13 protein-coding genes are annotated in these 12925 nt (G+C 32.9%); 8 read left to right on the top strand and 5 right to left on the bottom strand.

The window, feature by feature from the left end; genetic code table 11:
* Positions 1 to 26: 26 nt before the first annotated feature.
* Positions 27 to 1130, bottom strand: a complete 1104-nt coding sequence (gene dprA, locus QMO11_RS17855) for a DNA-processing protein DprA (protein ID WP_282038909.1) — start codon at positions 1128 to 1130, stop codon at positions 27 to 29.
* A 292-nt stretch (positions 1131 to 1422) separates the two neighbouring features.
* Positions 1423 to 1872: a hypothetical protein gene (locus tag QMO11_RS17860; RefSeq protein WP_282038912.1), complete on the bottom strand. Its 450-nt coding sequence runs from the start codon at positions 1870 to 1872 to the stop codon at positions 1423 to 1425.
* 721 nt (positions 1873 to 2593) lie between these two features.
* Between QMO11_RS17860 and aroB the strand changes: the two genes are divergently transcribed.
* The 4 genes from aroB to QMO11_RS17880 all read left to right on the top strand — a co-directional run bounded on the left by aroB (position 2594) and on the right by QMO11_RS17880 (position 6093).
* Complete coding sequence (gene aroB, locus QMO11_RS17865) at positions 2594 to 3661, top strand: 3-dehydroquinate synthase (RefSeq protein WP_282038914.1); 1068 nt, start codon at positions 2594 to 2596, stop codon at positions 3659 to 3661.
* A 64-nt stretch (positions 3662 to 3725) separates the two neighbouring features.
* Positions 3726 to 4946: a 3-phosphoshikimate 1-carboxyvinyltransferase gene (locus tag QMO11_RS17870; RefSeq protein WP_075601890.1), complete on the top strand. Its 1221-nt coding sequence runs from the start codon at positions 3726 to 3728 to the stop codon at positions 4944 to 4946.
* A 275-nt stretch (positions 4947 to 5221) separates the two neighbouring features.
* Positions 5222 to 5569 (top strand): hypothetical protein, encoded by a 348-nt coding sequence (locus tag QMO11_RS17875; RefSeq protein ID WP_282038917.1) that lies wholly within the window; start codon positions 5222 to 5224, stop codon positions 5567 to 5569.
* 101 nt (positions 5570 to 5670) lie between these two features.
* Positions 5671 to 6093, top strand: coding sequence for a hypothetical protein (locus QMO11_RS17880; protein WP_282038918.1), 423 nt, complete (start codon positions 5671 to 5673; stop codon positions 6091 to 6093).
* 84 nt (positions 6094 to 6177) lie between these two features.
* On the opposite strand, the gene QMO11_RS17885 is transcribed toward QMO11_RS17880, so the two are convergent.
* Genes QMO11_RS17885 through QMO11_RS17895 form a run of 3 tightly spaced genes read right to left on the bottom strand, consistent with a single transcriptional unit; the run spans position 6178 to position 9234 of the window.
* Positions 6178 to 6918, bottom strand: coding sequence for a LytR/AlgR family response regulator transcription factor (locus QMO11_RS17885; RefSeq protein WP_282038920.1), 741 nt, complete (start codon positions 6916 to 6918; stop codon positions 6178 to 6180).
* Positions 6915 to 8720 carry a sensor histidine kinase gene (locus tag QMO11_RS17890; protein WP_282038922.1) on the bottom strand — a complete coding sequence of 602 codons (1806 nt, stop codon included), beginning with the start codon at positions 8718 to 8720 and terminating at the stop codon, positions 6915 to 6917. Before QMO11_RS17890 ends, QMO11_RS17885 begins: the two co-directional genes overlap by 4 nt.
* Positions 8710 to 9234 (bottom strand): hypothetical protein, encoded by a 525-nt coding sequence (locus tag QMO11_RS17895; RefSeq protein ID WP_282038924.1) that lies wholly within the window; start codon positions 9232 to 9234, stop codon positions 8710 to 8712. Before QMO11_RS17895 ends, QMO11_RS17890 begins: the two co-directional genes overlap by 11 nt.
* A gap of 220 nt (positions 9235 to 9454) precedes the next feature.
* Between QMO11_RS17895 and QMO11_RS17900 the strand changes: the two genes are divergently transcribed.
* The 4 genes from QMO11_RS17900 to QMO11_RS17915 all read left to right on the top strand — a co-directional run bounded on the left by QMO11_RS17900 (position 9455) and on the right by QMO11_RS17915 (position 12825).
* The gene (locus tag QMO11_RS17900; RefSeq protein ID WP_282038926.1) at positions 9455 to 9904 is read left to right on the top strand and encodes a hypothetical protein; all 450 of its coding nucleotides are present in this window, start codon (positions 9455 to 9457) and stop codon (positions 9902 to 9904) included.
* A gap of 81 nt (positions 9905 to 9985) precedes the next feature.
* Positions 9986 to 10927: a tRNA epoxyqueuosine(34) reductase QueG gene (queG, locus tag QMO11_RS17905; protein WP_282038928.1), complete on the top strand. Its 942-nt coding sequence runs from the start codon at positions 9986 to 9988 to the stop codon at positions 10925 to 10927.
* Between the two features lie 62 nt (positions 10928 to 10989).
* A complete protein-coding gene (locus QMO11_RS17910) occupies positions 10990 to 11835 on the top strand; it encodes an alpha/beta fold hydrolase (protein ID WP_282038930.1) in 846 nt (281 codons plus the stop codon).
* Positions 11836 to 11838: 3 nt separating this feature from the next.
* The gene (locus tag QMO11_RS17915) at positions 11839 to 12825 is read left to right on the top strand and encodes a GSCFA domain-containing protein (protein WP_282038932.1); all 987 of its coding nucleotides are present in this window, start codon (positions 11839 to 11841) and stop codon (positions 12823 to 12825) included.
* Positions 12826 to 12925: the final 100 nt, after the last annotated feature.

A 12925-nucleotide genomic window follows, 5' to 3' on the forward strand; every position in this document is an offset into this window, starting at 1 on the left:
AATATTAACAATGAATATGTTAAATATTACTGCAAACAACGATAAAGGTTACCCGGTAAGCTTTTCACCAAACCATCAAACTCCATTTTTAGCAACAAGGAAGCTAACTTACTGACTGTAATGCTCGTTTGAGCAGACAGGGCATTAATTGACATTTCTTTATTATTCAATAGCAACTCATAAATCAAGCCCTCCTCTCCAACAGGAGCATTAAACATACTAAGCTGTTTATTATTCTCATAGTCTACTTCCCAATTTAAGGCGTATGCTAAATCTTTAGTCCCTTCAATCATTGCTGCCACATTGGATTTTATAAGGTGGTTACATCCCATTGAGAATTCATCGCCCACCCTACCAGGATAAGCCAAAACATCTCTATTATAAGATTGTGCGATACCTGCAGTTATTAAGGCGCCCCCTTTTGATGCCGATTCAATAACTATAGTAGCATCAGCAATACCGGCCACAATGCGATTACGCTTTACAAAATTTTGTTTATCAGGATTTGTACCACTCGGAAACTCTGTAAGTAAAGCACCAGTACTTAGTATATCCGCTGCTGTTTTTTTATGCACACTTGGGTAAATACGATCCAATCCGTGCGCCATAACAGCAATGGTAGGCAGGCCAAATTCTAAGGCAGCCCGATGCGCGCAAATGTCAACTCCGTACGCCAAACCACTCACTATGGTAACATTAGAAAATTGTTCACTAATTTCTCTTATGATCTTTACACAGTTTTCTTTACCATACTCGGTTACCTTGCGGGTACCAACAATGGATATTACCTTATTATCTGATAAATTATGATTTCCTTTTGAATAAAGAATTATAGGAGCATCCTCACATTGCTTTAATCGGGAAGGATAATTAGAGTCTAAATAAAAACTTGTAGTAATATCCTTATTAAGGATAAAATCAAGTTCCTTTTGGGCTAGGTGCATTACATTTGGGTTTGTAATAGCCTCTGCTGTTTTTATGCCAACTCCTGGAATCTTAGATAAAGCCTGAGAACTTTCATCAAATACAGCCTCAACACTTCCTAGGTATGCAATAATATTTCGGCATAATTTAGGACCCACACCCTTTATATGAGCTAATGCTATTTTATATAATAGTTGATTCTGCAAGATTTCAATCGTTTAGGTATAAACAAAAATAACAAAAGAATCTATTTTTCAACAGTGTTTTGTTAGGAAGTTACATACAGTAAGAAGACAATTAGCCTATATAATTAAGTTAAATTTAATAACTATTAAAGCATTAATGATATACTCTATTACCTAATAAAAAAATAATTAATTGGAAAATATTCCTTTCTGAATATTAGCTTATAACTATTCTATACGCACTTTGCAATGGGATGATTCATCATTTGCACCAACTCCATAAAATTGGAATACTCATTTTACGCCAAAGTCGTTATTTTACCAATTCATTTAAAAAAGCAAATAATTTGGCCTTATCCTTTGCCGACATGGCAGTTATATAAATTGGTGGGTATTTCGAAGCTTGATTAGAAGTCATCTGAAACAATACTAACTTTTGCTGAAAGAAGGCATTCCCTGTTATCTCATAACTAATCAATGCAGATACCGGTATACGATACATCTTAAACTCTCGCGAAAAAGGAAATGAATTATAAAACTTCACATTAATAACATCGTCCTCATGCTCTAGCTCAACATAGTAAAACCCTCCCAAAAGGAAGTACAACACCACAACGATTAACAATAGCATAGAAATTGACTGCAAATTTTCAATAGAGGCTAATGATTGCATTGTTATGGAGCAAATCCACAAAGCTAGTAAGCCAATAATTACCAATGTAAGTACTAATTGAATCTTCCCTGCAGTCTTTCTATTATTCATCAATGCTCTTTTTAAACTTCATTAGTGTTTACAAAGATAAATAATCAGACTAAAAAACTGCGAATAACAAAAAGATAATAAACTAGACAATTGTTATACAAACCAAATATTAAAACACCTGAACAAGCTAACAAAACAAGCAGCTAAACAGGCTTGAAATAGTATCACAAACCACCGTTTTTAGCATTTTTTGGTTTGAAGTGATTCAACAGAGCCAACACCCATTTTTCGCTTTACAACTATTGGTGGATTTTTAAATTAAAATAAAAATAGGATAATTGATACTATATGAGGGCAAAACTCAAAAAATAGCCTATAAGAGCTTTAATTCTGATTTCCATGAAAATCGAATTTTCGGGTAATTCTAGGGGTCTGGGTCGGGGCATCATTGGGTCCGCATTGGTATTTCATTGGGTGTTTATTGGTCCTATAGCACCAATGAATACCCAATAAACACCCAACGAAGCTCCAAAGAAGGTACCTTGCAGGTTCAATCCAAGACCAACGAAAAACCAACCCAGGTATTTTTACTGATTTTGTTTGGATAAACCCTTAGAATATCCTTCATAAACTAGACAGCATCGGCAATTGCAATTTACAATAGAGTAAATAGAAGACCTTATTTGTTTACGAATTATAATTTATTCAAAAACATGACTTACAAATCTGTTTTTTACCTATTTTTGATGCCAAAATAATAACTACCACAAATTACGGGAGAATGCAGGTAATTGAAGAGAGCGAATCGAAGGTATATGGTGCCGAAGATTTAAAACAAGACCTTACTGATCTAATCAAAAAATATAGTCGCGGAAAAGTATTTCTACTGTGCGATACTGGTTCCTATAAACATTGTTATCCTAAAGTTAAAGGGCTTGAAGCTATTGATGAAAATAACATCATTTGCATTGAGGAAGGGGATCAAAACAAAACCATTGATGCCATTAGTAAAGTATGGCACTTTTTAAGCACTAATGGTGCCGATAGAAAATCGCTCTTAATAAATTTAGCGGGTGGTATGCCATGTGATTTAGGTGGTTTTGCTGCTTCTACTTTTAAACGAGGTATTGATTTTATTAATATTCCTACAACTTTGCTTAGCCAAGTTGATGCTAGTGTTGGTGGTAAAACGGGTATTAATTTTCATAGCCTAAAAAATGAAATTGGCGTTTTCCAACACGCCACCGCGGTTCTTGTTGATACTGATTTTACAAAAACACAAGATCAAGAAAATATCTCATCAGGTTTTGCTGAAATGATTAAGCATGCCTTAATCTATTCTGAAGATACCTGGAACGACATCAAATCCTTTCCTATTATCGATGTGGATTTAAAAGCATTGAAACCTCTGGTAATACGTAGTATCAATATTAAAGAGAGTTTTGTAAAGGCCGACCCAACCGAACAGAACGTTCGTAAATCGTTAAACTTCGGGCACACCATTGGCCATGCTTTTGAGAGTTTCTGTATGAAAAACAACAAAGCCATTTTACATGGTTATGCTGTTGCTTACGGAATGTTAGCCGAACTATATTTAGGATATAAAAAGTGTGGTTTCCCAATGGAAACAATTAAAGAAATAAACAGTGTAATTGAAAAAATCTATGGTAAATTAGATATTACTATGGATGATTTTGATGACCTATTTTATTTGATGACGCACGATAAGAAAAATGAAAAGAATCAAATTAACTTTACACTCTTAAGTACAATTGGAGAAATCAAGATTAATCAAATTTGCACAAAAGAAGAAATTTACGAAGCCATTGAGTTTTATTTAGACTTATAGTAAGATTAAAACAAATTATATTACCATAAGTAATAACAAGCTCAAGAACATAACATCAGATACAATGACATATACTGTTTCAGCACCAAAACAAATAGATAAATACACTGTAGATTTACCTACTTCAAAAAGTATTAGCAACAGAGCACTTATCCTTAACGCAGTTTCATATAGTTCTATTCCTATTAAAAACTTAAGCGATAGTGACGATACTGCATTACTCATTAAGGCTCTTAATTCTGATAGCCGTAATTTTGATGTAGGTGCTGCCGGCACTACTATGCGTTTTTTAACTGCCTTTTTATCAAAAATTGTAGGCGAATGGACCATTACAGGTTCTGATAGAATGAAGCAGCGTCCGATTAAAATATTGGTTGAAGCGCTTAACGAATTGGGTGCTAAAATTGAATATACTGAGAAAGAGGGTTATCCTCCACTTCGCATTTTTGGTAGTGCTTTAGAAGGTGGCGATCTTGAATTGGCTGGCGATGTAAGCAGTCAGTATATCTCAGCCTTATTAATGATAGGCCCCACCATGAAAAATGGATTACGCCTTACATTAACAGGCGAAATTATTTCGCGCCCATACATTTTATTAACTCTTAAGATGATGGAAACCTTTGGTGTAAAATGTCATTGGAAAGACAATGTAATCACTGTTCCTTCTGCTAATTACAACCCTACGGAGTTTACTGTAGAAGCAGATTGGAGTGCAGCATCGTACTGGTTTGAAATAGTGGCGTTAAATAAAGGGAGCGAAGTTACTTTAAAAGGACTAAAGCGCTATAGTGAGCAAGGCGACTCGAAGGTAGCAGAATTGTTTAAGCAACTGGGTGTTTCTTATAAATTCAATAAAAATGGATTAACACTGAAAAATACAGGCGAGCTATATAAACAATTTAATTACAATTTTATTGAGCAACCCGATTTGGCTCAAACCTTTGCAGTTACTTGCTGCTGCCTAGGTGTACCTTTTAACTTTACGGGTCTTCAAACCTTAAAGATTAAAGAAACAGATCGCATCAATGCGCTCATTGATGAATTAAAGAAAATGGGCTTTGTACTAAGCTCAAACAACATTGATAATTTGGTTTGGGATGGCACTACTTGTGAAAAAGATGAAACGCCTAGCATTGCCACTTATCACGATCATAGAATGGCCATGGCTTTTGCTCCTGCAGTTAGCATTATAAAAGATATGAAAATTGAAGATCCAGCCGTGGTTTCCAAATCATATCCTAAATATTGGGATCACTTGAGCGAGTTTGGATATACAAGTAAATAATAAGTTTCCACCTCATAGTTATAATAAGCTGCATCCTAAAAAGGTGCAGCTTTTTTTATACTCATTATTCCAGGCTAAAATACATTTCTCAGAAGTAGCAATTGCCAGAAATAAAAGAATCCGATTACAACACTAAAAGCCACTAAGTAATAACCAACTTTAACTTACTCATTAGAATATACCTCCCACTAAGAAATATGAACTGTTTATATATTGTTTTTTTTTAGATAAAAGATTGAGTGTAGATTGTGATCAAATCATTTAAGATTTACGCTATGCAAACTGAATTAACCTACACTCAAGATCCTTATAGTAAGCTCAAAAATGGAAAAATCTGCTATTCTTCTCTCATGATATTAGCAAGAAATACCATCTTACATATAATAACAATTGCTAGTAATAAAATGGCTCTCAAAACAGCCTTCAAAGCAAATAATGATCTATCTAATAGATCAGATAACCACCTTAATCAGATTAACTTTATCTGTAGACATAATAAAAATCAACAATCATATTCAAGAAAATATTCCACAAATAAACTAAGCATAAAACTTTGCTTACCCACTATAAATATTACTACCAAAGGCCAAACCCAAGAAGACTCACAAAAACCAATGAATTAGGCATCCCAAATAATACATAAAGTTAAAACTAGACAATTGTTGACCCAGATATTAAATCCAAATAACACAAATCATATTTATTAACATTAAAGAAAAACGTTATGAAAACTCTAGAAAATGGATTACCAATTATTATTAATGAGAGTGAATCATTCTCAATTATGGGCATTATTAAAGGTTCTGTAGATATCAAGGTATACGATGATGGAACAAGTAAATTCCCTGTTCTTGCAACCATTGATAGCAATAAAGGAAGCGGGAGTCAATCATTAACAATTGATGGAAATAAGAAGGAATCCACTACCGTAAGTGGTGTTAAAATTACAATTACGATATCTGAATGGAATTGTACGGACTCATTACTATCATTTCATCTAAAGGTCGAAGCCCAAAAGTCTTTTATTCATAAAACTGTTTTTAACAAAACACTTTCAGGAACTCGCCACAATACAACTCTTCATAACAAAAAAATGGAACTTCTGAATGAAGAATTTGAGATGACAGCGGATCAGCAACCTGCATAATACGCGTATAATTTCATCATTATAGTAAACTTTCATCAAGAGACTCAATACAACATTCGAATTGAGTCCCTTGATTGTAAGATTTTAAATAACCTGAAACAAACGAGAAACATCATCACGATTTGTTTTACTTACCGGAATTTGTTTATCTCCAATTATCAACATATTCCCTTTAATACCAGTTACATTTTTAATATTTACAACAAAAGATCGGTGTATTCTTTTAAATAAATCTTCAGGTAATTGCTCTTCAATTTTATGCAATACAACTGAGTATATAAAACTATCATCTTTTGTATAAATAGTTGTATAGTTCCCTTCCGCTTCAAGCCAGAGTATATCATCTAACCTTACCTTTACATAAGCATTTTGTTTTTTTAAAAATATAAAATCTTGCTCCTGTAAGTCAATCTTTTTCGATTCAAGGTCTGATTTATCAATATTCTTTTCAGATATACTAGCACTCATATTTTGTTTTGCCAATTCAATTGCTACTTGTACTTGTTTATCATTAAATGGCTTTAATAAAAAAGCTGTAGGCTTAACTTGTATCACCTTATTAATAACACTATCACTAGCTAATGATGTTAAAAATATAAAGGGAATACCATAGTGGTCAGACACTATATTTGCCAAATCAATCCCGTTTTTTTTTCCCTTTAAATTAATATCAATTAAAACTAAATCAACCTTTAAATTATTTAATGTATCAATTGCGTCCTCAACATTATCATTGATTTTAACCACATTATAACCCAATTCCGTAAGACGAAATGCCATATCCTCAGCAATCAAAATTTCATCTTCTACAATATGTATATTCATAATTTTAGATTTTTTAATTCTGAATCCTTTAAGTAGATCGACCAAACACACCCATTATCATTGGTCTGATTAATTTCACCTTTTATTTGTTTCAATAAGGATTTTACTAGTTTAAGGCCAATTGAGCGAGACTTAGAAGCCTTAACCTTTTCAATTAAGCCTGGACCATTATCTCGTATAATAATCATAAATCCATCATGCTTCTTTAGTAACGAAATCACCAAACGAGCTTTTGCTGTTATTGGAACTGCATATTTTAATGAGTTTGTCAATAGTTCATTTAATACAATTCCTAAAGGAATAGCATCATCCACATGCAATCTGATTTTATCTAACTTTAGTTGCAAATCAACATCAATACCTAAACTAAAAATGAGGTTCTCTGCAAGATCAGTTATATAATCATTTAACAACAAATAAACATTAGATGACGAAGGAACAAGTTTTTGATGAATTAGAGTTAGTGACTCAACACGCAACTTAGCAATAGCTAAAGATTCAGAGGTTTCTCTAGTACAATACCTACCAGCTTGCAGACTAAATATACTAGCAATCATTTGTAAGTTATTCTTAATTCGATGATTGAGTTCTCTATAAAGCAATTCTATCTCTTCCTTTTTCTTTTCTATTATTTTTTTCTGATCTAGTAACTTAACATATGCTACTTTCCGAGAGTGTAATGCGTAATATAAAAAGGCTGATAAAAGAATTGTAAAAGTCACCCCAAACAAGCTAAGCAGAATTTGTATATTCTTATTTTTATTTTCCTGCTCAAGATGTAAAATATCATCCTCCTTTTTCTTTAAATAATATTGACTTCTCAACTGCTCAATATTCCTAACATTCTCGAGATTCTTTATACTATCATTATATAGCTCATAGTTCTTTCTATAGTTTAATGCTAAACTATAATCCCCCTGCACTTCATAAAACTGTGATAGATCAAGACTTATATCTCTTATCTGTTCTTTTAGATTCTCTCTATTGGATATTTTCAAACACTCCAAAAGCATTGATTCTCCTTTTTCATCCATGCATTTGGATAAATAAAACTGAGCTAGTTTCGACTTATAACATGCTAAAGAATAAACATCACTTAAATTACTTAGGATATTTATTGACTTTAATAAGTTATTTTCCGCTAATAACGTGCTATCCTCACTAAGGTAAGTTAAGCCAATATTCCCTAGTGCATACCCTTCAACAAGTCTATTTTTGGCACTTTTATTTAATTCAATGCAATATTTAAAGCAAATTTTCGCACTATCATAAGCGAATAAACGACGGTAAGTTTCACCCAAGTTTATTAAAGCATACATCATATTAAGCGTATCTTTCCGTATCTGAAAAGACGATAACGAAGACTCAATGTAGGTTTTCGATAATTTATAATTACCTTCATTTGAAAGATGTGATCCTATTTGGAGTTGCAACGAAGCTTTCTTATCAATCGCTCCAATTCTATCATAGATCTGTAAAGCATCCAATGATGCTTTAATCGCACTGGTATAATTACCCATTCGCCTATTGCAAAGGCTAATATATTCCAATGCTAAACCTTCTTTCTCGTAATATTTATTAACATGGGATAGCTCACGGGCTCTTTCTGCATATATTAATGCTTGAATCGGAGTTTCGTACTTGGATAAACATAAAAGTGAGTTTATCCTCTCTAATTCTACACAATCACCTTCTGCTACTTTCTTTAAGCTATCAATATTAATCTGTGAAGAAGTATATGTTAGGTGAAAGAGTAGAAAAAAAAGGAAATAACATCTAAAGTATTTAAGGTTATTTTTCATCAGGTTCTGACGAGGTATTCCCAATATATGGATCAATTACGCCAATTTTACCTGTTTCCTTAATCTCAAAATATATTGCGTATTGCAAATTAAACTTTGGAGAATAATCTGGTGCAGTTTTCACCATCAATGCTTTACCCAACTCTTGTTTTATAGTTAACTCATTTCTAAATTTATCATAAGTATAACAATCTTTATTATCCAAAATAAAGATATTTTTCCAATCCTCAATAGTTACAACGTCATCCGTTATAGCTGTAAATATAACTTCAGCACAATCCTCCTTTAAATGCTTTACATCAGTTTTAATTGATTTTGATAATAATTCAATTTCATAACTAGAACCAGGTTCTAATGTCAATATTCGTCCACCTCTCCACAATAAATTCGGAGCATCAACGGTGCAAAAAGAATCAGCCTTATATGGCTTATCTGATGTACCCCACGATGGCGCTTTTTTAAAAAAATCAATAAGACTCTGAGTGTCAATAATAATAGAGATTAGATTCTTCATTGTATTTAGATTAAGATTTTAGAGATTATAAATAACACTTCTAATTAACATAGTAAGATTTTTGCATTCTGCATAAACCTTTCAAAATAGATAGTTACAGACATACTAGTTTAACCATCTTTGTATGACTATTTTATATCAAAGTTATTGAAATTAAGTTAATATACAATAATGCTAAAATTAAAAATCAGTTCTATCTTTGAGAATATTTTAAGATATTATGAATAGTATATACATCAATTTAATAATTCAATACAAACAAAACTTTTTAAGAATTGCACTCGGTTTTGCCATGCTATGCTTTTCGGGATATACGCTATTTTATCCAAGCCAACTAGAGACCCTATTAAATTCTTATATACCGGTATTTATAATTGCAGGTATAGCCTACATCATAATTGGATTAGGCATCAATCCCATCTCACTATTCGGAAAGGCCTATATTAAAATTGATAAGGAGAAGATTGAAGTCAAACCAACAATCTTCAAAAAATCGTGGACCATAAACTGGATAGATATTAAAGAGGTTCAAATAAAAGTAGCTTCAATACGCTTTCTAATGCCTAAATTAATTGAGCTGGATTATGGACGAATGAATGAAGCATCTGTATTAGAATTAAAAACGGCTATTATTGGCATTGCCAAAGAAAAAAATATTACACTCAACTAACAATAGATCTTTTTAAATAAGAATTAATGGAGTGTCTAAAGCGCACCATTCTGATTCAAAACAAGACTTAAATATTCTTTAATGCTCACAATCTCTGAAGAACATATAACTCTAATTAAAAATAAGGCCAAAGAGTTAGGTTTTGATGATATAGGTTTTACAAATACGCTAGAATTAACCGATGATAAAACCTACTTAAAAGAGTGGCTTGATAATAATATGCACGCGGGTATGCAATACATGGCCAATCACTTTGAAAAAAGAACCAATCCATCACTTTTGGTGGAAGGAGCAAAGTCGGTTATGGTGATGCTAACCAATTATACACCTAGCGAAAAACCACTCAATGCAGATGCCCCTATAGTTGCTCGATATGCATATGGACAAGACTATCACGACATCATTAAAAAGCGGCTTCATAACTTATATAATTTTATCAAGGAAGAGATTGATCCGTCATTTGAGGGTAGATGTTTTGTTGACTCCGCTCCTGTTTTAGAACGTTCTCTGGCTGCAAAAGCAGGTTTGGGTTGGATTGGCAAAAACACCCACCTCATCCATAAAAGATTAGGAAGCTACGTGTTTATTTCAGAAATCATTAGCAACCTTATTTTACCTGAGGGGGATAATGTAAAAGATGCGTGTGGCGGATGTACAAGATGTATTGATGCTTGTCCTACCGGGGCATTAGAGGTGCACAAGCTAGATTCTAACAAATGTATATCTTATTTAACCATTGAAAACAAAGGAGAAATATCTGATCAATTTGCCGAACAAATGGAAAACCGTGTTTTCGGATGTGATATCTGTCAAGAAGCTTGCCCGTGGACCTGGAAGTCGCGCCCCAACAAAAATGAGGCATTTCAACCAAACGAACATCTCCTTAAGCTTAGCAAAAACGATTGGCAAAATCTATCTCCAGAACAATTCCCGGTTTACTTCAAAAAATCAGCCGTTAAAAGAGCTAAGTTTTCGGGTTTAAGAAGAAATATTGACTTTTTAGACTTAAAAAGAGATTTATAAGGCTTGTATTTTAATTTGATAGTACTAACTTTAACAGAGTACCAACAAATTAAACAAGCATATTGAAACCCTACTTCGAATATAGCCACTTTAACCTATTCTCTGCAGATAGGACTCAACTAAAAGGTCACTCTTGGTTACCATTTAGCACACCTACATGTGTACTAATATTAGTACATGACCTTGGAGGGCATGGCCTACGATATGACGATTGGGCTCAAGAATTATGCAAATCCAATTTTGGTATTTTTGCAGTCGACCTCAGAGGTCATGGCCAATCTGCCGGAAAACAAGGCGATGCTAAAAACCTTGATGTTTTATTACAAGATATTGATGCTTTAAGATTACACATCAATACCACCAAATATAAAGACTTACCATTGTTTATTTATGGCAGTAGTATGGGAGGACTTTTAGCTACCCTATATACACATGGGTTTAAAGCTTATTTAAGCGGGACCATTTTAGCAGCACCATGGTTCAAATTAAGTAATCCTCCTGCGCCTATTTTCAACTCATTAATAAACTTACTTGTTTATTTAATGCCCAAATACAGGGTGAAAACAGGTGTAAGTTCTGCAAAGCTAAGAAGTAAAACAAACGATCAACTTATTGCCAAGGAAGATCCCTATGTTCATAAACGCATTTCACTGCGACTTTTACACAATATTAATATAGTAACAAAAAGGCTCGCTAAAAATATTCCACAAATGGAAGTGCCCATTTTAGCCCTGCATGGAAAAGCAGATCAGGTAACCTCTGCCAGTCAAACCAAAACTTTTATAGACAAGCAAGCTGGCGATGCTCAATTACTTTTATTAAACAGTGCCTTCCATGAAATACACTTGGAAGATGACAATACAAAAATATTGCACGAAATCAATAATTGGATTAAAAATCATATTTAAAGCATGAACAACTTTAGAACCGAAATAATAACACAACCACACAATAAACAAATAGAATACGATTCAAGTGTTTTATTTATTGGCTCATGCTTTGCTAATAATATTGGTTCTAAATGCGAGGAAGCTAAAATTCCGTGCATGATTAACCCATATGGAACCATATACAATCCAATTAGTGTTAAGAATACATTAAAATTTATCATAGATAAATATCAATTCTCTGAAAAGGATTTAAGGTATGAGAACAACCTTTGGCACACATTTTCTCATCATAGTTCTTTTAATGATTCAGATAAAGAACAATACCTTAAACAGGTTAATAAAAATAATGAGGATGCGCATCAGTTTTTAAAAGAAGCAGACTTCCTTTTTATCACCTTTGGTACCGCGTGGGTTTATCAGTTTATTGAAAACAACCAAGTTGTTTCCAATTGCCATAAATATCCGAATAAATCCTTTAATAGGTATATTTTGAACATAAGTGAGATAATAGACATATATAAAACCATTATCACAGAATTACTTGTATTTAACCCTACCTTAAACATTGTTTTTACGGTAAGCCCTGTTCGCCACTGGAAAGACGGAGCGCATGGAAATCAAATAAGTAAGGCTACCTTACTTTTAGCTATTGAACAATTGGTTGACACGTTTGAAAGCTGCAGTTATTTTCCTGCCTATGAATTTATCATTGATGATTTAAGAGATTACCGATTCTATGATAAAGACATGATTCACCCTAACGATGTTGCGGTTGATTATATCTGGGAAAAGTTTGAATCTCACTTTTTATCACAAGCAGCCCTTGTGTATCAAAACGAGTTTCAAAAGCTGAGTAAATCGTTAAACCACCGACCGTTTAATATTAACTCACCGCAACATCAAGATTTCTTAAGAAAACTATTACAAAAACTTAATCAATTAAAAATAAAGTACCCTAATGTTAATATATCCAAAGAGTTATCAAAACTAAAAAGTGAAATTTTGTGAACACATGTTATCTATACGTAAATAACAATTTTGTAGCCAAATAAGCATTTACATTATAAATTAATATTAATACATTTGATTAACAATCAATCTACAAGTA

The sequence above is a fragment of the Saccharicrinis aurantiacus genome (assembly GCF_947489045.1).
GTDB lineage: Bacteria > Bacteroidota > Bacteroidia > Bacteroidales > Marinilabiliaceae > Saccharicrinis > Saccharicrinis aurantiacus.

Bases quoted from the DNA above. Each gene is read 5' to 3' on its own strand.
- QMO11_RS17860 (WP_282038912.1), bottom strand. From the start codon at position 1,872: ATGAATAATAGAAAGACTGCAGGGAAGATTCAATTAGTACTTACATTG.
- aroB (WP_282038914.1), top strand. From the start codon at position 2,594: ATGCAGGTAATTGAAGAGAGCGAATCGAAGGTATATGGTGCCGAAGAT.
- QMO11_RS17870 (WP_075601890.1), top strand. From the start codon at position 3,726: ATGACATATACTGTTTCAGCACCAAAACAAATAGATAAATACACTGTA.
- QMO11_RS17875 (WP_282038917.1), top strand. From the start codon at position 5,222: ATGCAAACTGAATTAACCTACACTCAAGATCCTTATAGTAAGCTCAAA.
- QMO11_RS17880 (WP_282038918.1), top strand. From the start codon at position 5,671: ATGAAAACTCTAGAAAATGGATTACCAATTATTATTAATGAGAGTGAA.
- QMO11_RS17885 (WP_282038920.1), bottom strand. From the start codon at position 6,918: ATGAATATACATATTGTAGAAGATGAAATTTTGATTGCTGAGGATATG.
- QMO11_RS17890 (WP_282038922.1), bottom strand. From the start codon at position 8,720: ATGAAAAATAACCTTAAATACTTTAGATGTTATTTCCTTTTTTTTCTA.
- QMO11_RS17895 (WP_282038924.1), bottom strand. From the start codon at position 9,234: ATGAAGAATCTAATCTCTATTATTATTGACACTCAGAGTCTTATTGAT.
- QMO11_RS17900 (WP_282038926.1), top strand. From the start codon at position 9,455: ATGAATAGTATATACATCAATTTAATAATTCAATACAAACAAAACTTT.
- queG (WP_282038928.1), top strand. From the start codon at position 9,986: ATGCTCACAATCTCTGAAGAACATATAACTCTAATTAAAAATAAGGCC.
- QMO11_RS17915 (WP_282038932.1), top strand. From the start codon at position 11,839: ATGAACAACTTTAGAACCGAAATAATAACACAACCACACAATAAACAA.